This window comes from Thalassobacter sp. HA4-2, assembly GCF_055693705.1.
On the sequence record NZ_JBVFUK010000003.1, the window covers coordinates 85,638 to 110,343 of the forward strand.

The 24,706-nt window shown below is 60.0% G+C and carries 31 protein-coding genes and 2 pseudogenes; 20 read left to right on the plus strand and 13 right to left on the minus strand.

From position 1 onward, the window contains the following. Positions 1-19: 19 nt before the first annotated feature. The 3 genes and pseudogenes from ACZ1G0_RS16260 to ACZ1G0_RS16270 all read right to left on the minus strand — a co-directional run bounded on the left by ACZ1G0_RS16260 (position 20) and on the right by ACZ1G0_RS16270 (position 1,669). Entirely contained in the window at positions 20-679 is a 660-nt protein-coding gene (locus tag ACZ1G0_RS16260) for a DsbA family protein (protein WP_093454962.1), read from the minus strand. Next, complete coding sequence (locus tag ACZ1G0_RS16265) at positions 676-1,098, minus strand: disulfide bond formation protein B (protein ID WP_093454961.1); 423 nt, start codon at positions 1,096-1,098, stop codon at positions 676-678. The genes ACZ1G0_RS16260 and ACZ1G0_RS16265 overlap by 4 nt, the downstream gene beginning before the upstream one ends. 5 nt (positions 1,099-1,103) lie before the next feature. Next, positions 1,104-1,669, minus strand: a pseudogene (locus ACZ1G0_RS16270) (SCO family protein). A gap of 207 nt (positions 1,670-1,876) precedes the next feature. Here ACZ1G0_RS16270 and ACZ1G0_RS16275 point away from each other — a divergent pair. From ACZ1G0_RS16275 to ACZ1G0_RS16290, 4 genes are all read left to right on the plus strand, one after another. After that, positions 1,877-2,305, plus strand: a complete 429-nt coding sequence (locus ACZ1G0_RS16275; protein WP_093454971.1) for a MerR family transcriptional regulator — start codon at positions 1,877-1,879, stop codon at positions 2,303-2,305. Positions 2,306-2,408: 103 nt separating this feature from the next. Beyond that, positions 2,409-2,987, plus strand: coding sequence for a cation efflux transmembrane domain-containing protein (locus ACZ1G0_RS16280; protein ID WP_274582271.1), 579 nt, complete (start codon positions 2,409-2,411; stop codon positions 2,985-2,987). Positions 2,988-3,082: 95 nt separating this feature from the next. Beyond that, positions 3,083-3,838, plus strand: a complete 756-nt coding sequence (locus tag ACZ1G0_RS16285) for a transglutaminase-like domain-containing protein (protein ID WP_093454970.1) — start codon at positions 3,083-3,085, stop codon at positions 3,836-3,838. After that, positions 3,828-4,745, plus strand: coding sequence for a cation diffusion facilitator family transporter (locus ACZ1G0_RS16290; protein ID WP_093454958.1), 918 nt, complete (start codon positions 3,828-3,830; stop codon positions 4,743-4,745). Before ACZ1G0_RS16285 ends, ACZ1G0_RS16290 begins: the two co-directional genes overlap by 11 nt. 361 nt (positions 4,746-5,106) lie before the next feature. On the opposite strand, the gene petA is transcribed toward ACZ1G0_RS16290, so the two are convergent. Both petA and ACZ1G0_RS16300 read right to left on the minus strand, forming a co-directional pair. Continuing rightward, positions 5,107-5,664: a ubiquinol-cytochrome c reductase iron-sulfur subunit gene (gene petA / locus ACZ1G0_RS16295; protein ID WP_093454957.1), complete on the minus strand. Its 558-nt coding sequence runs from the start codon at positions 5,662-5,664 to the stop codon at positions 5,107-5,109. Positions 5,665-5,772: 108 nt separating this feature from the next. Next, complete coding sequence (locus ACZ1G0_RS16300) at positions 5,773-6,297, minus strand: hypothetical protein (RefSeq protein WP_093454956.1); 525 nt, start codon at positions 6,295-6,297, stop codon at positions 5,773-5,775. A 76-nt stretch (positions 6,298-6,373) separates the two neighbouring features. Here ACZ1G0_RS16300 and ACZ1G0_RS16305 point away from each other — a divergent pair, with 76 nt between their 5' ends. After that, entirely contained in the window at positions 6,374-6,937 is a 564-nt protein-coding gene (locus ACZ1G0_RS16305) for a Crp/Fnr family transcriptional regulator (protein WP_093454955.1), read from the plus strand. Here the strand turns inward: ACZ1G0_RS16305 and ACZ1G0_RS16310 are convergent. Genes ACZ1G0_RS16310 through ACZ1G0_RS16325 form a run of 4 tightly spaced genes read right to left on the minus strand, consistent with a single transcriptional unit; the run spans position 6,934 to position 9,504 of the window. Then, a complete protein-coding gene (locus tag ACZ1G0_RS16310) occupies positions 6,934-7,383 on the minus strand; it encodes a DUF411 domain-containing protein (protein WP_093454954.1) in 450 nt (149 codons plus the stop codon). The two genes, ACZ1G0_RS16305 and ACZ1G0_RS16310, sit on opposite strands and share 4 nt — an antisense overlap. Then, positions 7,380-8,393, minus strand: a complete 1,014-nt coding sequence (locus ACZ1G0_RS16315) for a cation diffusion facilitator family transporter (protein WP_244525679.1) — start codon at positions 8,391-8,393, stop codon at positions 7,380-7,382. The genes ACZ1G0_RS16310 and ACZ1G0_RS16315 overlap by 4 nt, the downstream gene beginning before the upstream one ends. A 1-nt stretch (position 8,394) precedes the next feature. Next, positions 8,395-9,054, minus strand: a complete 660-nt coding sequence (locus ACZ1G0_RS16320) for a TVP38/TMEM64 family protein (protein WP_093454953.1) — start codon at positions 9,052-9,054, stop codon at positions 8,395-8,397. A gap of 3 nt (positions 9,055-9,057) precedes the next feature. After that, positions 9,058-9,504 (minus strand): DUF6010 family protein, encoded by a 447-nt coding sequence (locus ACZ1G0_RS16325; protein WP_472737962.1) that lies wholly within the window; start codon positions 9,502-9,504, stop codon positions 9,058-9,060. Positions 9,505-9,689: 185 nt separating this feature from the next. Here ACZ1G0_RS16325 and ACZ1G0_RS16330 point away from each other — a divergent pair, with 185 nt between their 5' ends. From ACZ1G0_RS16330 to ACZ1G0_RS16375, 10 genes and pseudogenes are all read left to right on the plus strand, one after another. Then, a complete protein-coding gene (locus tag ACZ1G0_RS16330) occupies positions 9,690-10,418 on the plus strand; it encodes a response regulator (RefSeq protein ID WP_093454969.1) in 729 nt (242 codons plus the stop codon). Positions 10,419-10,423: 5 nt separating this feature from the next. Further along, positions 10,424-11,869 (plus strand): ATP-binding protein, encoded by a 1,446-nt coding sequence (locus ACZ1G0_RS16335; RefSeq protein WP_244525681.1) that lies wholly within the window; start codon positions 10,424-10,426, stop codon positions 11,867-11,869. 121 nt (positions 11,870-11,990) lie between these two features. Then, positions 11,991-12,560: a L,D-transpeptidase gene (locus tag ACZ1G0_RS16340; protein ID WP_093454951.1), complete on the plus strand. Its 570-nt coding sequence runs from the start codon at positions 11,991-11,993 to the stop codon at positions 12,558-12,560. Further along, positions 12,560-13,000, plus strand: coding sequence for a c-type cytochrome (locus tag ACZ1G0_RS16345; RefSeq protein WP_093454950.1), 441 nt, complete (start codon positions 12,560-12,562; stop codon positions 12,998-13,000). The genes ACZ1G0_RS16340 and ACZ1G0_RS16345 overlap by 1 nt, the downstream gene beginning before the upstream one ends. A gap of 26 nt (positions 13,001-13,026) precedes the next feature. Continuing rightward, the gene (locus ACZ1G0_RS16350; protein ID WP_093454949.1) at positions 13,027-13,371 is read left to right on the plus strand and encodes a copper resistance CopC family protein; all 345 of its coding nucleotides are present in this window, start codon (positions 13,027-13,029) and stop codon (positions 13,369-13,371) included. A gap of 3 nt (positions 13,372-13,374) precedes the next feature. After that, entirely contained in the window at positions 13,375-14,241 is an 867-nt protein-coding gene (locus ACZ1G0_RS16355; RefSeq protein ID WP_093454948.1) for a copper resistance D family protein, read from the plus strand. Next, positions 14,238-15,622, plus strand: a pseudogene (locus ACZ1G0_RS16360) (multicopper oxidase family protein). Before ACZ1G0_RS16355 ends, ACZ1G0_RS16360 begins: the two are co-directional and overlap by 4 nt. Beyond that, positions 15,619-16,095, plus strand: coding sequence for a c-type cytochrome (locus ACZ1G0_RS16365; protein WP_093454946.1), 477 nt, complete (start codon positions 15,619-15,621; stop codon positions 16,093-16,095). Before ACZ1G0_RS16360 ends, ACZ1G0_RS16365 begins: the two are co-directional and overlap by 4 nt. A gap of 10 nt (positions 16,096-16,105) precedes the next feature. Further along, positions 16,106-16,834 carry a DsbA family protein gene (locus tag ACZ1G0_RS16370; protein WP_093454945.1) on the plus strand — a complete coding sequence of 243 codons (729 nt, stop codon included), beginning with the start codon at positions 16,106-16,108 and terminating at the stop codon, positions 16,832-16,834. Positions 16,835-16,888: 54 nt separating this feature from the next. Continuing rightward, a complete protein-coding gene (locus tag ACZ1G0_RS16375; RefSeq protein WP_093454944.1) occupies positions 16,889-17,557 on the plus strand; it encodes a L,D-transpeptidase in 669 nt (222 codons plus the stop codon). 34 nt (positions 17,558-17,591) lie between these two features. On the opposite strand, the gene ACZ1G0_RS16380 is transcribed toward ACZ1G0_RS16375, so the two are convergent. The 3 genes from ACZ1G0_RS16380 to ACZ1G0_RS16390 are packed head-to-tail and all read right to left on the minus strand — an operon-like array spanning position 17,592 to position 18,430. Then, positions 17,592-17,834 carry a hypothetical protein gene (locus tag ACZ1G0_RS16380; RefSeq protein ID WP_472737963.1) on the minus strand — a complete coding sequence of 81 codons (243 nt, stop codon included), beginning with the start codon at positions 17,832-17,834 and terminating at the stop codon, positions 17,592-17,594. 35 nt (positions 17,835-17,869) lie between these two features. After that, positions 17,870-18,085 carry a heavy-metal-associated domain-containing protein gene (locus tag ACZ1G0_RS16385; RefSeq protein WP_093454943.1) on the minus strand — a complete coding sequence of 72 codons (216 nt, stop codon included), beginning with the start codon at positions 18,083-18,085 and terminating at the stop codon, positions 17,870-17,872. Positions 18,086-18,136: 51 nt separating this feature from the next. Continuing rightward, a complete protein-coding gene (locus ACZ1G0_RS16390; protein WP_093454942.1) occupies positions 18,137-18,430 on the minus strand; it encodes a hypothetical protein in 294 nt (97 codons plus the stop codon). A 206-nt stretch (positions 18,431-18,636) separates the two neighbouring features. Between ACZ1G0_RS16390 and ACZ1G0_RS16395 the strand changes: the two genes are divergently transcribed. The 5 genes from ACZ1G0_RS16395 (at position 18,637) to ACZ1G0_RS16415 (ending at position 24,014) form a co-directional block, all read left to right on the plus strand. Further along, positions 18,637-21,147, plus strand: a complete 2,511-nt coding sequence (locus ACZ1G0_RS16395; protein WP_472737964.1) for a heavy metal translocating P-type ATPase — start codon at positions 18,637-18,639, stop codon at positions 21,145-21,147. Between the two features lie 12 nt (positions 21,148-21,159). Continuing rightward, positions 21,160-21,561 (plus strand): Cu(I)-responsive transcriptional regulator, encoded by a 402-nt coding sequence (gene cueR, locus ACZ1G0_RS16400; RefSeq protein ID WP_093454940.1) that lies wholly within the window; start codon positions 21,160-21,162, stop codon positions 21,559-21,561. A 68-nt stretch (positions 21,562-21,629) separates the two neighbouring features. Beyond that, positions 21,630-22,568, plus strand: a complete 939-nt coding sequence (locus ACZ1G0_RS16405; RefSeq protein WP_093454939.1) for a DUF305 domain-containing protein — start codon at positions 21,630-21,632, stop codon at positions 22,566-22,568. 16 nt (positions 22,569-22,584) lie between these two features. Then, on the plus strand, positions 22,585-23,352 hold the full coding sequence (locus ACZ1G0_RS16410) for a MauE/DoxX family redox-associated membrane protein (protein ID WP_093454968.1): 768 nt from the start codon (positions 22,585-22,587) through the stop codon (positions 23,350-23,352). 8 nt (positions 23,353-23,360) lie between these two features. After that, positions 23,361-24,014: a DUF3047 domain-containing protein gene (locus ACZ1G0_RS16415; protein ID WP_093454938.1), complete on the plus strand. Its 654-nt coding sequence runs from the start codon at positions 23,361-23,363 to the stop codon at positions 24,012-24,014. Positions 24,015-24,019: 5 nt separating this feature from the next. Here the strand turns inward: ACZ1G0_RS16415 and ACZ1G0_RS16420 are convergent. Beyond that, the coding region (locus ACZ1G0_RS16420) for a thioredoxin family protein (protein ID WP_472737965.1) at positions 24,020-24,706 on the minus strand (687 nt) is incomplete at its 5' end.

Consider the following 24,706-nt stretch of genomic DNA (forward strand, 5'->3'; position numbering starts at 1 on the left):
CTGATCCTGCCTTTTCCATTCAGCTTTGCGCGGCAGCGACTTCGGCAGCCACCAGACGACGCAATTCTGCCTCTCCGAATGGATCGAGCGGCTTGCCGTTCACGAAGAATGTGGGCGTCTGGCGAATTCCCACGGTCTCGACGTCGGCACGATCCTGATTCAGGATCGCCACGACATCGGGCGCCAGCATTTGCGTGCGCGCGGCCTCGGCATCGAGTCCGGCCGTGGTGGCGATCTGAAGGATCAGGCCAGGCGCCGGGGCACCGTGCGAAGCCCATCTCGGCTGTTCCCGCAGAACGGCCTCAAGCACCGGCACGTAAACGTCCTGCATGCGCGCCGCCTCGAGCACGCGGATCGCTTCCTCGGATGCCGCGCCGTGGAAGGGCGTGTAGCGGATCACGACGCGGACAGCATCCCCATGCTCGGCCATGATGTCCTTCACGATGGGATGAAAGGCGCGACAGGCCTCGCAGGCCGGATCGAAGAATTCGACGATCGTGACGGGCGCCTCCGCAGGTCCGAGGATGGGCGAGTAGGGGCGGATCATCGCCTCAGCAAGTTCCGGAGCAACAGGCTCCGCTTCGGCCACCGGGCCGGGGCGGGTTGCAAACCAGGTGGCTCCGCCGAAACCGGCGACGCCGAGGGCGAGAACGGACAGGATCAGGCCGCGTCGGTTCATGTTCGTGTGTCCTTCAATGAAAGGGCCGACAGCGCCCCGATCAGCGCGAAGGCGGCGAGCGCCATCAGCGGGATAGGGATGCCGAAGACCAGTTGGTTGTCATCGGTGCAAGAGGGGCCGGTGGCCGTGCAGGGCTGGATGCGTTCGGGAACAAGACCGACGTACAGCCCCATGTGCCACAGGGCGATTGCGCCGCCGCCAAGCGCCAATGCGATGCCGTAGCGCCCCACGCGGCCGTCCCGCCACCAAAGGCCGAGCCCGAGGACAATGGCCAAGGGGAACATGAAGGCGCGCTGGAACCAGCATAGCACACAGGGCGTCTGCCCCAGCACCTCGCCGATGAAAAGCACGGCAAGCGAGGCGACGAGCGCGATGATCCACGCCAGCCCGAGGGCTGTTTCTCCGGACATACGGATCATGTCGGTCAGATCCTCTCTTCCAGATCGGCGAGGATCTCTTCGGCGGAGGTGCCGTAGGGCCACGAGTCGGCGAAGCCCGCGTCGGGATCGAAGAGGAACAGATGCGACGTGTGGCCCATCGTGTAACCATCCGGCGCCGCAGCCTCTTCGACGCGTTCGAAGAAGATCGGAAAGGTCTCGGATGTAGCGGCGATCTGTTCCGGCGTGCCGGTCAGCCCGATGATGCCCGCATCGAACAGCGGGACGTATTCGGCGAGTGCTGCGGGCGTGTCTCGTTCAGGGTCGATTGTTATGAAAATCGGCTGGACCTTGGCGGCATCGTCGCCCAGACTGTCCATCACCGCCGCGACCTCGGATAGGGTCGTCGGGCAGACGTCGGGGCAGTTGGTAAAGCCGAAAAAACCAGCATCCAGCGCCCCGCAAAGTCCTCCTCGGTTCGAACCATACCCTGGTGGTCCGTCAGTTCGAACTCAGCGAAAAAAGGCGGTTCGGCGTCGGTTCGGGCGCTATCGGCACGATAATCGGACCATAGCAAAAGCCATACGAAGGCAAGCGCTGCCACGCCTGCCAAAACCCAAAGAAACTTCTGTGCCGATGTAAGGGACAATCCTGTTCGCCTGATTTTGATTCTTATTGCCTGTGCGGATACATCCTCTAGCTGCTAGAGGTTCAAGCACGAAATCATGGTATAGCTTGAACTCACGCGTCTGTGAATCCGACACTTGTTTATTCCGACGGCAAAACCTACACAAACTGTATCTTTTTCATGGAGGCGAAAATGCTCACGATCGGTACTCTGTCAAAGAAGACTGGCACAAAAGTGCAGACCATCCGGTACTACGAACAGATCGGACTCATGCCCGAACCTGGCAGGACCGAAGGCGGACAGAGGCGCTACGACAATGCACAGCTCGACCGACTGTCCTTCATCCGCCATTCGCGGCAACTCGGTTTTTCGCTCGATGCGATCCGCGAGCTGCTCGACCTCAGCGACCATCCCAACCGCCCCTGCGACGAGGCAGATGCCATCGCGCGTCGCCAGCTCAAACAGGTGGAGCAGCGCATGGACCGCCTGAAGGCGCTGCGCACGGAACTGAAACGCATGGTTCACGAATGCAGCGGCGGGCGGACGGGAGATTGCAAGGTGCTTGAGGTGTTGCGGGACCATTCGGAATGCTTGACCGAGCACGAGGAAATCGGGGCCTGAAGGAATTCAGCCAACATTCCGGCTGGAACGCAGATCAGCCGCAGAAGTTAATGTGTCCTACAACACAAGCTGGAACCACAAAATGGCCGCTAGACAAGATTCAATGGAGAGACGGACGCTTTGGATCGTTCTGGCGCTCAATATCGGTTTGGCCGTGGCCTTTTTCGCAACAGGCGCCTTCGGCGACTCAAGTGCCCTGATCGCCAACGGGCTCGATAACCTTTCCGACAGCTTCGTCTACGCGATCAGCCTTTTCGCTTTGTCCCGATCCGACAAATGGAAACGCGGGGCGGCGAACATCTCCGGTGGGCTGCTGATCCTGTTCGCTGCAGGCATCCTCTACGATGCGTGGCGGCGCTATGTCGGCGGGTCGGATCCGCTCGGGACGATCATGATCACCATGGCCCTGATCGCCGCGGCGATCAACGCGGTCTGCGTCTGGTTGCTCGCCCGACTTCGCGAACCGGACGTCAACATCCGCGCGGCGAACACCTTCAGCTGGAACGACTTCGCCGCAAACCTCGGGATCGTCGTGGCTGGCGGTCTCGTCGCCTGGCTGGGAACGAACTGGCCGGACCTAGTCGTGGGTGTGGTCGTGGCCGGGATCGCGGCGTGGGGCGGTATCGACATCCTGCGCGATGCACACGGCGAACACCACAAAGCGGTTCACACGGACAAATAGTTGCGGGAGATTCTTTCTGAAAGAAAGGATTGAAGCTACAGTGACTATAGCAATTAGTCTTGTTCCAAGACGATTCGAGGAGCGACCCGTTGCAGATGACCGACCCCCTACTTGTACCCACCAAACTACTGGATTTTGATGCCGCGCCTCTTGCGCGTCTAATTGAGAACCGCAGCTGGCGCGGCTTATCCGAATACGATCGGATCGGAGCTGCCTATGATTTCGTTCGGAATGAAATCGCGTTCGGATACAATCGAGCTGACGACATCCCCGCATCCGAAGTGCTTTCCGACGGCTATGGGCAGTGCAATACCAAAGGCACGCTCTTGATGGCGCTGCTGCGTGGTGTCGGCATTCGTTGCCGGTTGCATGGGTTTACGATCCATAAAGGCTTGCAGCGCGGTGTTGTACCTGAGCTGGTGTATCCGCTTGCTCCGCAGGAAATTCTCCACTCATGGGTCGAGATCGAATTTCAAGGTGCCTGGATCAACCTTGAAGGCTTCATCCTGGATGACGCTTTCCTCAAAGTCCTGCAAACGTCTTTCTCGGACACGGACAGTCTCTGCGGTTATGGCGCGGGCACGGATTGCCTTGGCGCGCCTCCCGTCGCCTGGAACGGAGAAGATACCTACATTCAGAAAACCGGCATCGTGCAGGATTTCGGCGTGTTTGATACGCCGGACGCCTTCTATTTGTCCCATGAGCAATCCTTTGGATGGCTGCGTGGTGCCTTATACCGTCATATCATACGCCACTGGATGAATGCGCGCGTACGTGGTTTCCGCAGCGGCCGCCTGAAGACTGACCGACGCGCGACACACGCGCATGAGGAGCCTGCCAATGCCACATGACCACGGGCACGCGCATATCGATCCGGATTCTGGCGATCGGCGGGTTGCCATCGCGATCTGGGCGAACGGGCTTCTTACCGTTGCGCAAATCGTCGGGGGCATATTGTCGGGCAGCCTGGCACTGATCGCCGATGCGCTGCACAACTTTTCCGATATGGCCTCGCTTGTCATTGCCTTTGCCGCACGCAAGATCGCGCGCCGCCCAGCCGATGAGCGTATGACCTTCGGCTATGGTCGGGTCGAAATCGTCGCGGCCCTGATCAACTACACCACCCTCATCGTGATCGGCTTCTATCTGATCTACGAAGGTGGCATGCGCATGATTGATCCACCCGAAGTCATGGGGTGGACCGTCGTCATTCTCGGTGGAATCGCGCTTGTGGTCGACACGCTGACCGCAATGCTGACCTATTCGATGCAGAAGGGGAGCGTGAACATCCGTGCGCTTTTTCTCCACAACCTTTCGGATGCGTTGGCTTCAGTGGCCGTCATAGTCGGCGGGACGCTCATTATACTCTATGAAATGCGTTGGGTTGATCCGGCCATCACCATCGGCATCGCGCTCTACATCCTGTATTTGTCCTTCACCGAAATAGGGGGCCCAATTCGAACCCTGATGCTTGGAAGCCCGCCGGATGTGGATGGAAACGACGTGGTCAGAGCGATCCAGTGTGTCGATGGCGTTGTGGACGTGCATCATGTCCACCTGTGGCAAATGCAGGAGCACGCTGCGGCATTGGACTGCCATATTGTCGTCGAACGCGACCGGATGAGTGAGGCCGACAAAATTAAAGAAAACGTCAAATCAGTGCTGCATGAACGTTTTTCAATTGAGCATTCCACGCTTGAGTTTGAAGCGAGCGACAATGCGCATAAAGAGGCACAGGTGTTCGGACACCGCTCATGACGGTGGTTCAAAGCATCTAATGGTCATTGGCCTCCTGTCCGGTCTGGTATTGATTAGCGCGCTTCTTTGCCCAATCTTCCACCCATCTAGGCACATTTGGTCTCCGAACAGCGAAAGATCAGTCATTCCAAACTTCACATGGGGACTCACATTGGCCGTGTTTGGAGCGATGATCGCTTCGGGCAACAGGCGCGCACCCGTCAACCGCAACCTCGCTTGGATGGAAGCCAGAGCCCCACTTCGCGAAATATCCGGGCAAAGAATAATTCGGATGTGGTGCGACGCAATCCATGGTGATCGGAAGGCGTCTGAATATGGTCTGGTTTCACACGGCGCGACTACGTCAAAAAGTTCATATTATTCAGCCTAGCGTCAGCACCATGTTGTCGGACAAGGCCAGGGGTGGAATGTGTAGGTTCTCCGGCGCAGGCCCTTTGCGAATACGACCCGCGGTATCGTAGTGCGACCCGTGGCAGGGACAGAACCACCCTCCAAAATCGCCCGCGCCATCGCCAAGCGGGACACATCCCAAATGCGTGCAGACACCGATCATCACCAGATAGGCGTCATGGCCCGGAATGGCCCGGTTCTCATCCTGCGCTGTGGCCTCGCCGGGAAGATTGGGATTGCGCGCATCGGTGTCCGGCAAGGTGGAGACCGCCTCTTCACGCGCCTGGGCCATCTCCGCTTGCGTCCGGTGGCGAATGAAGACGGGCTTTCCGCGCCAATTGACGGTCAGTTGGGTGCCTTCCGCGAGCCCGGAGATATCCACCGAGATCGTCGCCAGGGCGCGCACATCCGCCGATGGGTTCATTTGATTGATCAGCGGCCAGAGCGCCGCACCGGACGCGACCACGCCCGCGCCAGCAGTGGCATAATACAGGAAATCCCTGCGTTCAGTGTCGTCGGTGGCATCCATAGCACAGCGAGTGTGCAACCTTCCCGCCCCGGAACGTCAACGCGGGTTTTGTAATGTTTTGTCTGCAACCCGGGGGCTGGCGGAGGGAAACTGTGGCGGATCTTCAGCTCAATGGTGGGGCGGTTCGCCTTTTGCCACCATGAGGTGATGCTCCTGGTGATGCGCGCCGATGGTCATCAGCCCGAAGAACCCAAGACCCTGTATCTGGTCGGAATCGCCATCGACGAGGAGGGCAACACCATCCCCGAGATCCTCTGTCGTGACCTCCCAACCCGTCTCGGCAGCCAGGAACGGCGCATGGGCAGGCACCATGGCGCGAATGGCCTCGAGAACGCGCGGTGCTCCGCGGATTTCGAACCGGATACCGGCGGGCCGCACACTGCGGGTAACCTCGGCCTCCATCGTCACAAGCTCCATGTCCACCAGATGTCGCCTCAGGGCCGCGATATCGACATTTGCCCAATCGGTAGCGGGATCGGCGCGTAGGAGCGCCACGATCTCGGCCATGGCGGCAAAGGCAGATTGCCCGGTTTCCTGCGGACCCGGCATCGCATGCCCGGTCGCGGAATGGCTGTGCTGGGCCGCGACGGGTCCAGAAAATGACAGGGCAAGCAGGAGAGCAACAAGGCGCATGGGGGGATCCTTTTGAACGGCACGATACCCGTTTTTCGTAGCACGCAGGCCTGCTCTGGAATATGATTTCAATCATATGCTGCCAGAGCCCTACGACCTTCTCCCGACAACTGCGCGTCAGTCGCACACAATTGCGGCTGGCGACGTGCTCTTCCGACAGGGTGCAAGGACCCTGGGCCTCTATGTGCTGATAACCGGGCGTGTGCATCTCGAACGGGTTGGTCCGAATGGCGAGCGGCTCATCATTCACCGGGCGACATCCGGGACCAGCTTTGCCGAAGCCTCGGTCTTTTCGGAGCGCTATCATTGCGATGCCATCGTGATGGATGCAGGTGAGTTGGTCCGGATCGACAAGTCCGCGGTTCTCGCCGCCTTCGCGAACCCGGATTTTGCGCGGGCCTATGGACGCCATGCGGCCCAACAGGTTCAGGCGCACCGGCAGATCATGGGAATTGTCGGCATCCGACGCGCCGAGGATCGGGTGATGGCGGGGATCGTTGCGGGTCTTCTGGATGGCACCGTCGTCGACTTTGCCGCGCGCCTCCAGCTGACGCATGAGGCGACCTACCGTGCGCTGCGGGCGCTTGTCGAAGCGGGCCGGGTTACAAACCCGTCCCGTGGGACCTACCGATTGGCCTAGCTATGACTGGCAAAGACCGATGTCGCGCCATCAGGCCCGACAAGCAGCGTATCAAACGTATCGCCGGCACCGGGACCGCCCATGCCGGGGGAACTCATCGGCATACCCGGTACACTCAGCCCGCGCGCCGCCGGTTGCTCTGAAAGAAGCCGGGCGATGTCCTCAGCCGGCACATGGCCCTCAATGAAATAATCGCCCACCACGGCGGTGTGGCAACCGGCCAGTTCCGGCGCGATCCGGAGCCTGTCTTTCAGCGCATAGAGGGCGTCCTGATCGACATCCTGGGCCTCGACCAGAAATCCGGCTTGCCGGACATGATCGACCCAGGCCGTGCAGCATCCGCAGGTCGGGGTTTTGACAACCTTGATGATGGGCCCGGCATCAGCCATGGCCGGGAGCGCGATTGTGGCGGCAGCGCCGGTCAGCAGAAAGCTACGTCGTTTCATGTGTCGTTTCCTTTTGAATTGCGTTCGAGATTAGCATCCGGAGCGGCACTGTCGAGGTGATCGCGGTGCGCAGGTGGTTCATGAAGCTCTGCCTGCGGCCCCATCGATTGCGTGACGTCCAAATCGTCCGCGTGGCGCTCGTCGAGGCAGTCCGTTTCAAGCTGCAGGGTCACCATGTGAAACCGGTGATGCTTGGTAAGGTGCGTATAGGCGGTCTCAAGGATGCGCGCGGCATCGGCAGGTTCTGCATGGCGCAGATGGGCCGAGAAGGCGTGCTTGCCGCTGGTCAGGGTCCAGGCGTGGACATGGTGGACATCGAGAACGCCGTCCTGCGCGCGCAGATCAGCGGTCACGGCCGAGAGATCAGTTTCTTCCGGGGTCCCTTCCAACAGAATATGCACCGCCTCGCGGATAACTCCGATCGAGGCCCAGAGGAGCACGACCCCGAAGGCCATACCAAGGATCGGATCGATCGCCAGAAAGCCGGTGAACTCGATGACGAGCGCGGTCACGATGATCAACAGGCTGCCGACGAAGGTCTGGATGATGTGCCAGAGGGCCCCGCGGGCATTCAGATCATCCTGGCTGGATTTCCACATCAGGCCGAGCGAGATCACCTCGGTGACCAAGCCACCGAAGGCCACCCAGAGCATCGGTCCCGTGGGCAGATGGATCGGATTTCCGAGCCGCATCGCCCCCATCCAGATCACCAGAAGCGCCATGCCGAGAAGAAAGCCGCCATTCACGAGCGCGCCAATGATCTCTGCGCGATACCACCCGTAACTGCGCGCCATATCCGCCGGGCGGCGCGCGATCCGCTGCGCAATGATGGCGACGAGCACGCCCCCGACGGCGGACAACGTGTGAAACGCATCTGACAGCACCGCGATCGAGCCGGTCCAGAGCCCGACGGCCAGTTCGATCACGAAGTAGATGCCGGTCAGCCAGGCAGATATGACCAGAGCTTTTCCCGACGACGGCATATGTCCCGCATGTGAATGAGTGGCCATGTCAGATCTCCTTTTTCGGCGTGCGGCGGTCACGCCATACCGCAAAGAGGACGGACGCGGCGGTAAATGCGCCAAGCGCCAGCGCCGTCCAGGTGGCGGTTTGCACGTCCCCATTCATGGCTTCGCTGCCGAGATGGGCGAGCAAGAAGCTGGCCGGAATGATCCCCGCGAGGGTCGCCAGGGCAAACCGCCAAAGGTGCAAGACGCTCAATCCTGCAGCGTAGCTGACCATGTCGAAGGACAGGAACGGCAGCAGTCGGCTTCCGAACACCAGAAACGTCAGTGTATTCTGTGACCCCAGAAGTCCACGCCCGATCGTCTCGCCGACATGGCGTTCCACGAAAGAGCGCCCCAGCCCGCGCGCGAGTAGAAACGCAGCAAGCGCGCCGATCTCCGCGCCGAGCACGACAAGCAGTGTTCCGTAGGTGTGACCATAGGCGGCCCCGGCAGCCAGCGCGATCGGCGCCGAGGGCAGGGGACTGGCCACGATCGCCAGCGTCATCAGCGCCACGACCAGAAGCGGACCAAGAAGACCAGCTGCCTCGATCCAAAGGCGCAGGTCGTCGCGCTCCGGCAGATCGGCATCGAGCCCCGCAAGGTCCGGACGCGCCAGGACGAGAAGCAAGAGCCCCAGAAGGACAAGAACAACGACACGCACCATGGCCTACCTCGTATAAAGCAGCACAAGAAAGGCTGCCGCCATCAGGTCAAAGACGACGCAAAACGGGATGTACCAGTGTGGGACCCGGGCAAGCCGGACCGCATTGTGATGGGCAAGATCCCACAGCGCATGGAGCGCGAGACCCAGAGGCAAGGCTGCCCAATGCCAAAGGAGACCCGCTACGGCCGCCGCACCAAAGACGAGAGCAACCGCCAGCTCAGACCAGAACACGGAGCGACGGCCATCGGCGGCACCGAACCCGATATAGGCCCCGCCGATCAGGGCCAGTGTGACCGCTGCCAAGGCAAGCGAGTCTGCCTGTTCCAGGAGGAGGTGGGCGGGCATTGTGACCACAAAAAGCGCAAATCCGATCCACGCGGGCGCCGCCATGGTCCGGTGCACTGATTGGGCGGGATGTTGCCCCGATATGTCTGGTCTTGCGCCTGTCATGCCGCGTCAGATGGGGCTTCCAGCAGCTGGAGGGTCAAGACATGTCAGGTCGATTGATACATATTGCGACAAACGAGGTGCGGGTCTTTCCCGAAAGAACAATCTATTCTGGGTGTTATGGAACTCAATCTATTGAATAGTAGGCCGATCAGCCAGACGTGCCGATGTGTGGGACCCGATCGCTGATGGCGGCATCGGCGCATATTCTGGTCGTCGATGATCATGCCGAGATCCGGCACTCCGTGACGCGCTACCTGGAGAAAAACGGGCTGCGCGCGACGGGAGCCAAAAGTGCGGGCGAGATGGATGCGCGATTGAGCGAGGACAAATTCGATCTGATCGTGCTCGATATCATGATGCCGGGAGAGGACGGGCTCGCGGCCTGTGCACGGTTGCGTCGGGAGCAGCAGCATACCCCGATTCTCATGCTGACGGCGCTCGGCGACGATGACGCTCGGATCAAGGGGCTCGACACCGGTGCAGATGACTACTTGGCCAAGCCCTTCAATCCGCGCGAGCTTCTGGCCCGGATCAATGCGATCCTGCGCCGTGCGGGGGACGGATATGCACCCCATGGCGGAACATTTGCGGGCAAGCGGGCCGTTTTTGCCGGGATCACATTCGATCACGACGCCAGCCATGTCATTTGCCCCGATGGCACGGTCAATACATTGACCACGGCCGAAGCAAAGCTGCTGACGGTCTTACTTGAGCGTCCTCGGGCGGTGATCGGCCGGGATGAGCTCCTGGAATTGAGCGCCGGCCGTGTTGCCGGACCATTTGACCGAACGATCGACAATCAGGTTTCGCGCCTGCGCCGGAAAATCGAACCCGATGTGCTTCGCCCCCGGATCATATCGACCGTGCGCAATGGTGGATATTGCCTGAACTGTGATGTGGAGGTCGAGGCCTGATGCGAATGGGGTTCCGCTCACAGATCGCCCTTTTGGTGGTGGTGGTTCTGTTCGTGGCGCAGGTCGTGGGTTTGTGGCTTTTCGTCGATGAACGGTCGCTGGCCGTGCAAGCGGCCATCGGCAGCGAGGCAGCCGGACGCGCGGCAAACGTCGCCCGTCTGATCGAGGAGGCACCGCCGACGTTGCATGAGGATATTGTGGCGGCGGCAAACTCGCCCCTTGTACGCTTCGATCTCGGCGACACGCCTGCCGTAACGCACACCCACCATGATGAGAACGGAGCGATAGAAGCGCGCGTGCGTGCGCTTTTGAACGATGGCTACACCCGCGATATCCGGGTCGAAGTGCATGAGATTGAACAGGGGCTGTTGCCGCTGCCGAACCTCTCTCCGGAAATGGCGGAAATGCACGCCGAGATGATGCAGGGCACCCTGGCGGCCCTCGAGATGGAGGTCTCGATCGCCATTGCCGGAGGCCAATGGCTGAACGTCGCCACCCGGTTCGAGCGGCCGCCCATACAATGGTCTTGGGCCTCCACCCTCTCTTTCGTGTTGACGGCCGCCGTGTTGCTGCTTGCGATCTTCTGGTTTCTGCTGACGCGCCTGACGCGGCCACTGAATGATCTCGCCGCGGCAGCCGAGGAGTTCGGGCGCGGTGGCGGGCAAGGACCCCTCACGCCGGTCGGCCCAAATGAAGTGCGGAACCTGACGACGGCCTTCAATGACATGCAAACGCGCCTGGCTCGCTTCGTCACGGACAGGACGCAAATGCTGGCCGCCCTGGCCCATGACTTGAGATCGCCACTCACCGCGCTCAGGGTTCATGCCGAGATGGTGGAGGATGCGGAGACCAAGACCGGCATCACGGCCTCTCTCGACGAGATGCAGGATATGGTGGAAGCCACGCTGGCCTATGCGCGCGGTGTGGGACAGGACGAGGCCCTGCAACGGACCGAGATTGGCGCGTTCCTGACCGACATTCGGGACGCTACCAACGGTGCGTTGGACGTGCGCCCGGGACCCGAGGCAATGGTGCAGATCAAGCCCAAGGCGCTGCGCCGTGCTTTGCGCAATCTCATCGACAACGCGGGGCGCTACGGGCGCAACCCGACCCTAACCTGGGGCGTCTCTGACGAGAGCATCGAGATTTTGGTCGAGGACGATGGGCCGGGAATCCCTGACAACCGCTTGCGCGATGTGTTTCAGCCCTTCCTGCGCTTGGAAGGATCGCGCTCCCGCGAAACCGGAGGCCATGGGCTGGGCCTTTCAATCGCCCGCAGCATCGTTTTGCAACACGGCGGCGCGATCACCCTGTCGAACCGTGCAGAGGGCGGACTCCGTGCGCACATTGTTTTGCCCGTGACTGCGCATCAAGCTGCAATGACATCTCCGTCAGAGCATCCCGAAGCGCGCGCCGAAACCGGATTTTCGGCTCGGACTAAAAAAGTGTAGCGCCGCGGTCCAACCGGCGGGTTGATACATAACCTTACAAAATTCCGGGGCTCCCTGCGTTCCGTCGCTCACTGATCTTCGATAGAAAACAAAGCGTTCGACATGGAAACGAGGCAGAGCCATGCAGGCAAGAAATCGATCCTTTTGGTCGCGTCGTCATTTTGTCGGCGGCGTCGGCGCGGCGCTCCTGTTTGCGCCTTCGGTGCTGCGCGCAGAACCACGCGCACCGGTTCGGCGCAACGCTTCGAGCTTCAGAACCCACGATTGGCAAGACCACTTCGATCATCTGGGCAAAGGCATCATTATCGCGGACACCAATTCACGGGCGCTTCAGCAATGGACAGCCGACGGTGAAATGTTTCTTTATCCGACATCGGTTCCAATGACGGATGAGCTGACGCGGCGGGGCTATACAGAGATCGTTTTCAAAGATCCTGAGCCGGATTGGACACCCACGCCATCCATGCGCGAGCGCGATCCGTCCTTGCCGGCCTATATGCCGCCAGGTCCGGACAATCCGCTCGGGGTGCGGTCGCTGCATTTGACCTGGCAATATTATCGCATTCACGGGACACACGATACACGCAAGATTGGTCGTCGTTCGTCGAGCGGCTGCATCGGCCTCTACAACGAACATATCATTGAGGTTTACAATCGGACACCGGTCGGAACGCAGGTCAAATTGATCTGATGGGGCGTTACACGATCTTATCCGTCGCCCTTGCGGTGGTTCTTGGCATTGGCTTCTGGTGGACAGGACCAACTGACGATGACGTGGCAACGACCACGGACGACGCGTCTCGCGCCAACGGGCCCATGGTCGATGTCGCCTTGCCGGAAGTGCTGTCGGCCAACGCGGAGGTCGGCAAACTGGCCTACGATGCGAAATGTGCAGCCTGTCACGGCGCAAATGCTGCCGGGCAGGACGGTGTGGCGCCCCCTCTTGTGCATAAGATTTACGAACCCAGCCACCATGGGGATGCCGCTTTCCTTCTGGCGGCCAAGAATGGTGTCCGTGCGCATCATTGGCGCTTTGGGAACATGCCGCCGGTCGAAGGTGTCACCGATGGCGATGTGAAAATGATCGTGGCCTATGTGCGTGAGTTGCAACGCGCGAATGGTATAAACTGACTGAAGAAACCGACGAAGGACGATCCGTGATATACAGAGTCGCACTGACAATTTTTTTGGCGCTGACCAGCGCGCAAGCCCTCGCCCATTCTGAAAAGGAAAGCATGACGCCTGCAGACGGAGCCATTCTTGACGCCGTACCGGAGACGATTGGATTGCGCTTCAACGATGGGATGCGATTGACGAAAGTCGAAATGACCCATGCTGAGACGCACACCGAGGCTCTGGACCTCGGCACCCAATCCGGTTTTGTCAAAGAATTCTCGCTTCCTCTCACGCCCATGGGGCCGGGCATGTATCACATTGAATGGCGCGGGCTTGGTGTTGATGGGCACCCGATGAACGGTGTCTTCTCGTTTGAAGTGAAGTGAGCGGTGCCGGATATCTGGGGACAGGCTGCGGTTGCCACAAAGTTTTTGCTCTATCTCGGCGTCCTCACGAGTGCCGGGCTGATACTCTGTCGCCAAGTCTTTTCCGAGCAGTTGGCTGGGCTCGACCGTTTTCTACGCGCCTGGGCCGTCTTCTTTGCTCTTTTGGCGGCTACAATGTCATTCCTCGGCTTTGCCGTGCGGGGCGCGGTGCTCATGGATGATGCTTCAGGCATGACTGATCTGGCGATCCTGGCGTTGCTCTGGGAAACGCCGCCCGGAGACGCCCTGCTGTTGCGGCTACTGGGCCTGGGGGCACTCCTGACCGGTGTGGTCTTGGGGGGACGGTGGCTATGGGTCGCGCTCTTGGGCAGTTTCTTGGCAATCTGGAGTTTTTGCGAGATCGGTCATGTCGCCAGCGAAGATCGCCTGTGGTTTCAGAGCGTCTTGTTCGGTCATCTGATCGTTGCCGCATTCTGGATCGGCGTCCTTCTTCCACTCCATAAGCTTTCGGGGTCTGCGGACACATTGCGAGTTGCTGCCGTGCTTGGACATCGCTTTGGACAGGTCGCATCTGTTGCGGTCCCACTCCTACTACTCGCTGGCGTGGTAATGACCTGGCGACTGGTTGGTTCGTTACCCGCGCTTCTCGGCACTGCCTATGGTTTGACACTTCTGGCAAAGATTGCCGTCGTGACGCTGCTTCTGGCCCTTGCCGCCATCAACAAAACACGGCTTGTGCCCGCTTTGCAGAGCGGTGATCCCAAAGCTGGGCCACACCTTGCAAGATCGATTTCTCTCGAATGGGTTTGTATCGGTGTCATCTTGCTTGCCACGGCTGTCTTCACCTCAATTCTAACGGTGCCATCATGAAACTTTCAAAACGCGATTTTCTTCGCATGAGTGCTGCCGGTTTGGCGTGCATGCCGAATTCACTGTTCGCGCAGACAGACATGCGCGCGGTGACAGCCCGGGTCGCAGATATACAGCTTTTGCCTGATGACTACGGAAAAACACAGATCTGGGGGTTCGATGGTATCGCGCCGGGCCCTGAAATCCGGGTTACGCAAGGCGCGCGGGTACAGAGACGTATTATCAATGAGTTACCCGATCCGACATCGACCCATTGGCACGGGATCCGCATCGACAATGCGATGGATGGGGTGGCCGGTCTGACGCAGGACGCCATTCGCCCCGGGGACAGCTTTGACTACGATTTCGTTGTCCCCGATGCGGGCACCTACTGGTATCACGCGCACAACCGCTCGTTCGAGCAAGTCGCACGTGGTCTTCAGGGTGCGCTGATCGTCGAAGAGCCGGAGCCGATCGATATCGACCGTGAAGAGGTCCTGATCCTCGACGATTGGCGGATCGATCCGGAAACAGCCCAGATTGCGGATACTTTCGGGGCGATGCATGACCTCAGCCATGCCGGGCGTCTTGGAAATTACATCACAACGAACGGCGTCTACAATCTCGCAAAGAGCGTGAAACGGCATGAGCGTCTGCGCCTGCGGCTGATCAATGCGTCCAACGCCCGGATTTTCCAACTTGCGCTGGAGGGGCTCGAAGGCTGGATTGTGGCCATGGACGGGATGCCGCTGGCCGTGCCGCAACCCGTGGAAGGTTCATTCCTGCTGTCGTCGGCACAACGGGTGGACCTGATCGTCGACGTGACCGCAGAGGTCGGCAGCGCAGGCCATATCGTGCAATTGAGCCGCGATGAAAGCTTTTCTCAGGTGGCCTTCGAGGTGACAGGCGACGGTACACGCGCGCGGCGCGGAACGCCTCAACCCCTCCCACCGAATGCCCATGCCATCCCCGATCTGGGATCGGCAAGGGACATCGCATTGCTGATGGAAGGGGGGCCATGGGCGGCATGCGCGGTGCCATGATGGGCGGTCGGATGTCTTCGATGCGCGACATGATGGAGACAGGAAACTTCTGGGCCTTCAATGGCGCGGTGGGGGGCATGGATGGTCCAGCACTGGCGGAGTTGTCGCGTGGCGAAACCGTTCGGCTGAAGATCACCAATGACACGTCGTTTCCGCATGCCATGCATCTCCATGGGATGCACTTTCACGAGATCGCAGCCGATGGCAGCCTCGGCGCGCTACGCGACACCACACTGCTGGACCGGGGCGAAGTGCGCGCCCTTGCCTTCGTGGCAGACAACCCCGGAAAATGGTTGCTGCATTGCCATATGCTGTCACACGCGGCGTCCGGCATGATGACATGGGTCAATGTGGCATGAGAGCGATGGCTGCCATCCTCGGGATTGGTGTCCTGGCGGCTCTCGGGGCGGCAGCCTATGTCTGGACCGGGTCTGCCGGTGATGTCCAAAGCGTGGTGATGCCGGAAAGCGTCGATCTCGTGGCCGGCGAAGCGCTTTATGCCGAGACCTGCGCTGCGTGCCATGGGGCCAATCTGGAGGGTCAGGACAACTGGCGGAGTCCGGGCGCGGACGGTCGGCTGCCTGCACCTCCCCATGATGAAACGGGTCACACCTGGCATCATGCCGACCAGGTGCTGTTCGACTACACAAAGCTTGGGGGCCGAGAGGTGATGGCCGCTCAGGGCATGGAGTTCGACAGCGGTATGCCCGGATTCGGCGACCAACTGTCCGACCAGGAAATCTGGAATATCCTCGGGTACATCAAGTCGACCTGGCCCGAGGAAATACAGGATATTCAGTACGCGCGCACCCATGGTGTGCCGGTGAACTAGGAGAACTCTCATGAAGATCGCAATGACGATGTCTCTGGTCGTCACTTTGCTCGCCCCATTCGCGTCTCATGCTGACGCGCTCAGCGAAGACCGGGTCAAGGAATTGGTCCTGGAGGCCATCCGCGAAAACCCGGAGATCGTCCTCGAGGCGGTTCAGATCATTGAACGGCGTGAACAGGAACGGCAGGCGGCCGCGGCGGCGAGTGTCCTCTCCGAAAATCGCGATCTCCTCGAGAACGACCCGAACGCACCGGTTCTCGGAAATCCAGAAGGCGACGTCACGGTCGTGGAGTTCTTCGATTACAACTGCCCCTATTGCCGTAGGGTAAAGCCGCATATTGAAGCGCTCTTGGACGAAGATCCCAATGTGAGGCTGGTCTATCGAGAGTGGCCGATCCTCGGCGACGGCTCTGTTTTTGCCGCGCGCGCCGCATTGGCCGCGCGAGAGCAGGGTAAATACGAGGAATTTCACTGGGCGTTGATGGGCATGCAAGGCCGGGCCGAGGAAGCGTCCGTCATCCAGGTCGCACAGGAGATTGGTTTGGATATCGCGCAGCTGCGACGGGACATGCAGGCACCTGAGATCGATGCCCATATCGCGGCGTCAATGGAGATGAGCCGCGCGCTCGGCTTCAATGGCACGCCATCCTTTGTGATCGGAGACGCGCTGGTTCCGGGGGTCATCGAGGCCGATCAGATGATCCGTCTTACGCAGGAGGCACGCGCCGCAGGTCAATAGTTTCCTGACAATTGGCGAACGGACACAGTCAAGACGAGTGAAAGAGGTATTTTGATGGCCAAACTGACGCGTCGGCACTTTGTGGTAGGGTCTGCAATGCTCTTTTCGGCGCCACTCGCCACGTCGATATCGGCAGCGCCCACGTCCCCGCGCGCGATGTGGGATGTCTGGGATGCGCAAGTCACACCTCCGGGTTATGACCCCTCAACTTCCAATCCGTGGGGGGTTCATCCGCGGTTCCTACCGGTTCGGGTGGAGGCAAAGGCGGGCCTCGTGCCGGGTGACATCCATGTCGATGCCGTTGCGCGCTACTTGTATCATATCGAGCCGAACGGCAGCACGGCGATGCGCTATGGCGTGGCCATCGCACGCGGGACATTGTACGAGCCGGGTGTCTACACGATCCGGCGTAAAGCCAAGTGGCCCACGTGGCGTCCAACGGACGACATGATCGAACGCGACCCGGACCTTTATGCACAGCATGCGGAGGGGATGGACGCGGGGCCAACCAACCCATTGGGATCCCGTGCGCTTTATCTCTACGTGGGGAACCGGGACACTTATCTGCGTATTCATGGATCGCCTGAGCCGCGTTCGATCGGAGGTCGGGCGAGTTCGGGGTGCGTGCGCATGATCATGGCACATATCAACGATCTCTATCCCAACGTGGAAACGGGCAAAACCGCTCACCTGTATCCGCCCGAAGATGCGATCGGGGGCTAATGGGGCATTTTGGTGTTGCTCAAAGCGTCTTGAACTAGCTCACCGCCTGGCAGATTGGATTGCCTTGTGGCGTTCTGAGAGGCAACCAGGTCGCTTCAACCGGGCCGTTGTGAAGATACCAAAAACAATTGTCATTCGGATCAAGCCGTACCTTGTTGAGGTTCTGGTATGGCGCAGCGAGACCGACGAGTGGTTCAGGCAATTCGGTGAAGGCACCGTCCGCATCGACCACGGGTGTCGTGGAACATCCGGTCAGCAGATAAGCACTAAAGATCAAGCCCGACGCCTTCAAGATCGTGTTTATCCGGCTCTTCAATCCTCCGGACCTTCTTCCAGAGCGGTCGCCGGATAACCAGCTTCCGCAAGAACCTGAAGCAGGGCCGCCGAGGAGGAGGCTGTCGAGTCGATCTCTGTCGTGTGTGCAGCCAAATCCGGCCGAATGGTTGCGGACGGGTCTGCAGCCTTGACCGCTTTTTCGATAGCTGCAATGCAATGGCCGCAGCTCATGTCTGGGACGTGAAATTTCATGGTGTATCCTCTTCTCACTCATAGGAACTAAGGGTTCCAGCGGGTGGAAGGTCAAGCATCCATCGATGTTGGAAAAGGGGCTTTTGAGGGCGCGGGTGCGTTGCTATCCGATGACTTGCCGCTTCCATGGCAGGACTTCCCCATGAAGAAGAACATCACGCCATGTGCGCCGAGGCAAAGGGCGATTGGTGCTAGAACGCCCAAAATGTCCTGCAATCCAAAAAACGAGCCGCCTCGGGCAAAGAAAACAAGCAGCGGAAGCAGCATCACCGCGCAGCACACCCACATGCCGACGTGCATCATTTTTGAATTCTGCGGCTGCTGTTCCTGATCTGACATTTTCATCGGGCACTCTCCTGACCGGGGAATAGCGCACCGGTGGCTTGTCCGCCAAGTTTACAAATCGATACATTTCAATTGGAAACAGGGGGTTAGACATGCTTCAGGTTGATGCTGTGCCGGTCACCAAAAGAAATCTCCGATGACCCCTTGAGCTTCCAGTGACTGGAAGCCCTATATCTGCCTAGACCATACAATCCAGGTAACACGCTATGACCGACACCAGCCAAACAACGCTCAGCATCGACGGCATGACCTGTGCATCCTGCGTGGGACGTGTTGAAAAGGCCTTGGCGGGGCTCGACGGCGTTTCCGACGTCGCCGTCAACCTCGCGTCTGAGACGGCGCGCCTTTCGCTGGATGATCCGTCTCGGCTAACCGACGCCACGCAGACGCTTGCCTCCTTGGGTTATCCCGCGCGGACATCCAAAGTCACTTTGAACATTGCGTCCATGTCCTGCGCATCCTGCGTCGGACGGGTGGACAAGGCACTGGCGGCCGTGCCCGGAGTGCTTTCCGTCAGCGTGAACCTGGCGGCAGAAACGGCAACGATCGAGTATCTCGAGGGCGCGGTGTCCTTGGGCGATTTGATGGCGGCATCGGCGGCGATTGGTTATCCGGCCGAGATTGCAGAGGCGCAGGCGAGCCAGTCTCGCGCCGCACGCAAGGCAGAAGAAGCCGACGGACTGCGTCGCAGCGTCCTTTTGGCAGCAATTCTAACGCTCCCGGTCTTCATCCTAGAAATGGGCTCCCATCTTATTCCGGCATTTCATCACTTGGTGATGACGACGATTGGTCTCCAAACGTCTTGGATCATCCAGTTCGTCCTCGCAACACTCGTCCTCTTCGGGCCGGGACGCCATTTCTACACCAAGGGGTTTCCCGCGCTTTTCAAGGGCGCGCCGGACATGAACAGCCTCGTTGCCGTCGGCACCGGCGCGGCCTGGGGGTACTCGGTGGTCGCAACCTTTCTTCCCGGACTCCTGCCAGAGGGGGTACGCGCGGTTTACTTTGAGGCAGCTGCGGTCATCGTCGTCCTCATTCTGGTTGGGCGCTGGCTTGAGGCACGCGCGAAGGGTCGCACCGGCGCAGCGATTCAGGCTTTGCTGGGCCTGCAGGTCCGCACCGCGCGCGTCATTCGGGGCGGTGAAACGGCGGAGGTCGATGTCGACGCACTCGCTGTCGGCGATGTGATCCTTGTCCGACCGGGTGAACGGATCCCCGTGGATGGCGAGGTGACCGAGGGGTCGAGTAATGTCGATGAGAGCATGATTACCGGAGAGCCCGTGCCCGTGCAGAAAACCGCTGGTGCCGCTGTCACTGGCGGGACTGTCAACGGCACTGGAAGCCTGACGTTTAAGGCCGCACGGGTTGGTTCAGATACCACACTCGCGCAGATCATCCGCATGGTCGAAGAGGCTCAAGGTGCCAAGCTGCCCATCCAGGGCCTAGTTGACCGCGTGACCCTGTGGTTCGTGCCTGCCGTCATGGTGCTCGCGGCACTCACGGTTGTGATCTGGTTGCTTGTCGGACCGGACCCGGCTTTGACCTTTGCGCTGGTGGCCGGCGTCTCGGTTCTGATCATCGCCTGTCCTTGCGCCATGGGCTTGGCCACACCCACGTCGATCATGGTGGGCACCGGGCGCGCCGCAGAGATGGGAGTCTTGTTCCGCAAGGGGGATGCGCTCCAAGCCTTGTCCGAAGTCGATGTCATCGCACTCGACAAGACGGGGACTGTCACCGAAGGCCAGCCGTCGCTGACCGATCTGGTCACTACCGACGGTTTCGACCGAGACAAAGTGCTGAGCCTGATCGCCGCTGTGGAGGCCCAGTCTGAGCATCCCATCGCCGAAGCCATTGTCCGCGGCGCGCGGGCCGAAGGGATCGCCGTTCCGAATGCCACGGGCTTCCGGTCGATCACCGGTTACGGCGTCGCCGCGACTGTCGAAGGTCAGGAGGTGATGGTCGGCGCGGACCGTTATATGTCCCGCGAAGGGATCGAAATCGCCGCCTTGGTCGAAACGGAAGCCGAGCTGGCAGGGCGGGGCCGGACAGCGCTTTATGCGGCGATCGACGGCAAACTGGCCGCAGTGATCGCCGTGGCGGACCCCGTGAAACCCGCCAGCCAGGAAGCCATTGCAGCCCTGCACGCGCGCGGTTTCAAGGTTGCGATGATCACCGGAGACAAACGCGAGACGGCGGAGGCCATCGCGCGCGAAACCGGAATCGACCACGTGATCGCGGGTGTCCTGCCGGATGGCAAGGTCGCAGCGCTCGACGATCTGCGCGCGGGAGACCGAATGATTGCTTTCGTCGGCGACGGCATCAATGATGCACCGGCCCTGGCCCATGCGGATGTCGGCATCGCCATCGGCACCGGAACCGATGTCGCTATCGAATCCGCCGATGTGGTCTTGATGTCAGGCGATCTGCGCGGCGTGGTGAATGCGGTTGAGGTTTCCAGGCGCACCATGTCGAACATTCGCCAGAACCTCGTCTGGGCCTTCGGGTACAATGTCGCGCTGATCCCGGTCGCTGCCGGGGTTCTCTATCCGGCCTTTGGTTTGCTTCTTTCCCCGGTCTTCGCGGCGGGTGCTATGGCCCTGTCGTCGGTATCGGTTCTGACAAACGCCCTGCGTCTGCGCCGCATCGCGCCGGCCTTGCGTGAAGACAGAGACATCACCGCACCACGGATCAGTGCACAGACCCAACCCGCGGAATAGGAGGATCGTGTCGTGAACATTGGAGAAGTTGCAGAGCGGTCTGGCATCCCGCCCAAAACCATCCGCTACTACGAGGATATCGGCCTGGTCAGGCCGCAGCGCAGCGGCAACGGATACCGCGCATTCCGCGAGACCGATCTGCACAAGCTTGCGTTTCTGGGTCGCGCGCGCGCGCTCGGGTTCTCGATCGAGGATTGCCGCAATCTCTTGAATCTCTATGAGGATGAAACGCGGGCGAGCGCTCAGGTGAAGGCCATCGCCGAAGAGCACCTGAGCGCAATCGACGACAAGATCGCGCAGCTTCAGGACATGCGCGAGACCTTGTCCCATCTCGTCGAGGCCTGCCGCGGAGACCACCGACCGGATTGCCCGATCTTGAAGGATCTTTCTGGTGACCTGAAGAACATCCGCTGAAAACGCGTTCTATTTCGGAACCCTCCAGCGCTGGAATCTTGTTTGAGAGAAAAGCGAAAGGAGTTCACATGTCAGATTCAGCAATATTAAATCACGACAGCCGCACAGCCGATTCCGCGAAATCGGACAGTCACGGCAAGTCTTCTTACGGGCGCTTCCTCGCGATGGTTGGAACGTCGACCGCTATTATGTTCGGCCTGATGTATCTGAACACCTATGCCATTGAGCATGTCTATTGGAGCGAGACACGGTTCTATATGACCTTTGTCATGGGTGCGACGATGGCAGTCGTGATGCTCCTGTTTATGTGGGGCATGTACAAAAACCTCGCCGCCAATGTCGCCATTCTCGCAGGCTCGGCAGTCCTGTTCGCCGGCGCTCTCTGGCTCGTCCGCGGCCAAGAAACCGTGCAGGATGAAAGTTGGATGAGTGCCATGATCCCGCACCATTCGATTGCAATCATGACCAGCAAGAGGGCGGAAATCACTGACCCGCGCGTCAAAGCGCTTGCTGAAGAAATTGTCGTGGCCCAAGATCGGGAAATTGCGGAGATGCGCTTCCTGCTCGCCGACATCGAGGCAAATGGTGAAGCTGGGCCAGAATGGCCATTGGGTAAATCCGATGGACCTGCAAGCGTGGCAAGCCTGACGCAGGCAATCTCGACGCCGGTCATTGCAGGCATCCGTCCTGCTCCTCTTTCGGACGCGGAGATCGAAAGCGGGCTCGGCACCGAGCCGATGTGTACGTTCGTTCGCGCCGTCAACGCCGACCCCATATTGGCGACCGATGGAAACGGGCAGGGAATCGCGAAGGTCTCCGGGTCGCTGGTGCAATTCGAAGCGACCGGCAGTGTGGCCTCTGGAGGTGTTCTGATGGCCGATGGTGGCCAGATGACCGTCGCGATGAGCGATGCTGACAATGGAGAAGGCTCTACCCTTCTGTTCGAATTGACCGGTGAAACCCCGCTCGCGGTTGGCTCCATGGGCTACTGGACCTGCAACGGCTAGACCAATGGAGGACATGATGCCGAAAGATACCAACCAGGCCGCAGGAAAGGCTGTTCTTTATCGCATGGTCATGGAAGACCACCTCTGCCCCTATGGATTAAAATCGAAAGATCTCTTGGAGCGCGAAGGGTATGAGGTCGAAGATCATCATCTGACGACGCGCGAAGAGACGGACGCGTTCAAGGCGGAACACGACGTATCGACAACACCCCAGACCTTCATCGGCGGTACGCGCATCGGCGGCTATGACGCCTTGCGCGAGCACTTCGGGAAAGAGGTTAAGGACGCGGACGAGACAACCTATCAGCCGGTCATCGCGATCTTCTCGGTGTCGTTTCTGATGGCCCTGGGTCTCAGCTGGGCGTTCTCTGGGTCGATACGTACGCTCCGTGCTTTCGAGTGGTTTATCGCGATCTCCATGTGCTTCCTTGCCGTCCAGAAGCTGAAGGATATCGAAGGCTTCTCGACGATGTTCCTGAACTACGATCTGCTCGCGCAACGCTGGGTGCGTTACGGCTACATCTATCCCTTTGGTGAAGCCATCGCGGGCGTTCTCATGGTCGCGGGCGCACTAGTGTGGATCAGCGCCCCAATTGCCCTCGTGATCGGGACCATCGGGGCGGTTTCCGTGTTCAAGGCGGTCTATATCGACGGGCGAGAATTGAAATGCGCTTGCGTTGGTGGCGGGTCGAACGTGCCACTGGGATTTGTGTCGCTGACCGAAAATCTGATGATGATCTTTATGGGGGTCTGGATGCCCGCGCGCGCACTCGGTTGGATATAGGACGAGCAATGGTCCATGTCGCCAAAGTCCTGACCTTGCTGACATGCGCCGTGTTTACACCAGCCGCGGGCATCGCCAACGAGGTCATTTCTTTTGACGGCAGCTGGAAAAAGCAGGGCTTCTTGCGCCTTTTCTCGAACGATTTTGGTCAACGGGGACGCCAGTTGGACATCGTTTCGGACGGTACGGTCTCGTTGCTCTGGCGCCCCGTTAAGGACCTCAATCGTTCGGTTGAATCTGCGCGTTGGGTCTGGCGGGTCCACGAGGGTGTCCGACCGACCGATCTTACGATCAAAGGTGGTGACGACAGAAATCTGGCGATCTACTTCGTGTTCGTCGATCCGGAGAGGGTGGACGCTCTGAGCGGAAAGAGCGCGCGGCGCATTCTTCAAGAGGACAGCGCACGCGCCCTGATCTACGTGTGGGGCGGTGCGCACCCGACCAATGCGATATTGCCCAGCCCCTATTCGCCCCGGTTGCGCAGCAAAGTCCTGCGCCCTTCAGAGATCGGGCAGTATCGTGAGCAGGTCGATCTCGCATCAGATCATCGCACTGCGTTCGGGATCGAGCCGGGTGCCCTGATTGGATTGGCCGTGTCGGCCGAAAGCGATGATACCAAGGGCAGAATCGTTGCGTCGATTTCCGATCTTCAGCTCGATTAAGCGCGTTACTCCGACGCGACACTTCGAACAGACGCTGTGTCGAGAGCGTCAAGAACTGCCTGTGGCGTCAAAATTTCCGGGAGAGCGATGCCGGAAGGCGACCCTGGCCCGAAGACGATATTGAACGGAATGCCGTAGCGGTCATATCGCTCGAGAAACCGCGCGATGTTGTCATCCGGGCGGGTCCAATCCGCCTGCATGGCGATCACGGAACCGCCGCGCAACCGCGCACGCACTGGATCCCTGTCAAGCACGAGAGACTTGTTGGCTTTGCAGGTCAGACACCAATCCGCGGTCACATCGACGAACACCGTCTCGCCTTCAGAGACGCGGCGCGCGATGCCGAGGGGTTCGAAATCCTGCCAGTGGGACGTCGCATCAACCCCTGCTGTGGTGCGGTCAGGGGTTGAGGTGAGACCTGCCCCGAAAATCGCCAGAAAAACACAGGCGCTGAGAACCGCACGCCGTACCCATTGGTTTGCCTGTGGGATTGATGCGGCGACAATGAACACAGCTGTGAGTGCCGAGATGAAGGCAGCTGCACGCCCACCCGTCACGCCGACAAGAACGAACAAGAGCCATGCGGCTGTTGCCAGCAACAGACCGCCAAGAAGGATCCTGACCAGAAGCATCCATCGCCCGGGCCGGGGCAGTCGCGTGACCAACTCGGGACGTGCGGCAATGACCAGGTA

Excerpts from the sequence above, each read along its gene's own strand:
- ACZ1G0_RS16260 (WP_093454962.1), bottom strand. The coding sequence starts at position 679 with ATGAACCGACGCGGCCTGATCCTGTCCGTTCTCGCCCTCGGCGTCGCC.
- ACZ1G0_RS16265 (WP_093454961.1), bottom strand. The coding sequence starts at position 1,098 with ATGATCCGTATGTCCGGAGAAACAGCCCTCGGGCTGGCGTGGATCATC.
- ACZ1G0_RS16275 (WP_093454971.1), top strand. The coding sequence starts at position 1,877 with ATGCTCACGATCGGTACTCTGTCAAAGAAGACTGGCACAAAAGTGCAG.
- ACZ1G0_RS16280 (WP_274582271.1), top strand. The coding sequence starts at position 2,409 with ATGGAGAGACGGACGCTTTGGATCGTTCTGGCGCTCAATATCGGTTTG.
- ACZ1G0_RS16285 (WP_093454970.1), top strand. The coding sequence starts at position 3,083 with ATGACCGACCCCCTACTTGTACCCACCAAACTACTGGATTTTGATGCC.
- ACZ1G0_RS16290 (WP_093454958.1), top strand. The coding sequence starts at position 3,828 with ATGCCACATGACCACGGGCACGCGCATATCGATCCGGATTCTGGCGAT.
- petA (WP_093454957.1), bottom strand. The coding sequence starts at position 5,664 with ATGGATGCCACCGACGACACTGAACGCAGGGATTTCCTGTATTATGCC.
- ACZ1G0_RS16300 (WP_093454956.1), bottom strand. The coding sequence starts at position 6,297 with ATGCGCCTTGTTGCTCTCCTGCTTGCCCTGTCATTTTCTGGACCCGTC.
- ACZ1G0_RS16305 (WP_093454955.1), top strand. The coding sequence starts at position 6,374 with ATGCTGCCAGAGCCCTACGACCTTCTCCCGACAACTGCGCGTCAGTCG.
- ACZ1G0_RS16310 (WP_093454954.1), bottom strand. The coding sequence starts at position 7,383 with ATGAAACGACGTAGCTTTCTGCTGACCGGCGCTGCCGCCACAATCGCG.
- ACZ1G0_RS16315 (WP_244525679.1), bottom strand. The coding sequence starts at position 8,393 with ATGGCCACTCATTCACATGCGGGACATATGCCGTCGTCGGGAAAAGCT.
- ACZ1G0_RS16320 (WP_093454953.1), bottom strand. The coding sequence starts at position 9,054 with ATGGTGCGTGTCGTTGTTCTTGTCCTTCTGGGGCTCTTGCTTCTCGTC.
- ACZ1G0_RS16325 (WP_472737962.1), bottom strand. The coding sequence starts at position 9,504 with ATGACAGGCGCAAGACCAGACATATCGGGGCAACATCCCGCCCAATCA.
- ACZ1G0_RS16330 (WP_093454969.1), top strand. The coding sequence starts at position 9,690 with ATGGCGGCATCGGCGCATATTCTGGTCGTCGATGATCATGCCGAGATC.
- ACZ1G0_RS16335 (WP_244525681.1), top strand. The coding sequence starts at position 10,424 with ATGGGGTTCCGCTCACAGATCGCCCTTTTGGTGGTGGTGGTTCTGTTC.
- ACZ1G0_RS16340 (WP_093454951.1), top strand. The coding sequence starts at position 11,991 with ATGCAGGCAAGAAATCGATCCTTTTGGTCGCGTCGTCATTTTGTCGGC.
- ACZ1G0_RS16345 (WP_093454950.1), top strand. The coding sequence starts at position 12,560 with ATGGGGCGTTACACGATCTTATCCGTCGCCCTTGCGGTGGTTCTTGGC.
- ACZ1G0_RS16365 (WP_093454946.1), top strand. The coding sequence starts at position 15,619 with ATGAGAGCGATGGCTGCCATCCTCGGGATTGGTGTCCTGGCGGCTCTC.
- ACZ1G0_RS16370 (WP_093454945.1), top strand. The coding sequence starts at position 16,106 with ATGAAGATCGCAATGACGATGTCTCTGGTCGTCACTTTGCTCGCCCCA.
- ACZ1G0_RS16375 (WP_093454944.1), top strand. The coding sequence starts at position 16,889 with ATGGCCAAACTGACGCGTCGGCACTTTGTGGTAGGGTCTGCAATGCTC.
- ACZ1G0_RS16385 (WP_093454943.1), bottom strand. The coding sequence starts at position 18,085 with ATGAAATTTCACGTCCCAGACATGAGCTGCGGCCATTGCATTGCAGCT.
- ACZ1G0_RS16390 (WP_093454942.1), bottom strand. The coding sequence starts at position 18,430 with ATGAAAATGTCAGATCAGGAACAGCAGCCGCAGAATTCAAAAATGATG.
- ACZ1G0_RS16395 (WP_472737964.1), top strand. The coding sequence starts at position 18,637 with ATGACCGACACCAGCCAAACAACGCTCAGCATCGACGGCATGACCTGT.
- ACZ1G0_RS16405 (WP_093454939.1), top strand. The coding sequence starts at position 21,630 with ATGTCAGATTCAGCAATATTAAATCACGACAGCCGCACAGCCGATTCC.
- ACZ1G0_RS16410 (WP_093454968.1), top strand. The coding sequence starts at position 22,585 with ATGCCGAAAGATACCAACCAGGCCGCAGGAAAGGCTGTTCTTTATCGC.
- ACZ1G0_RS16415 (WP_093454938.1), top strand. The coding sequence starts at position 23,361 with ATGGTCCATGTCGCCAAAGTCCTGACCTTGCTGACATGCGCCGTGTTT.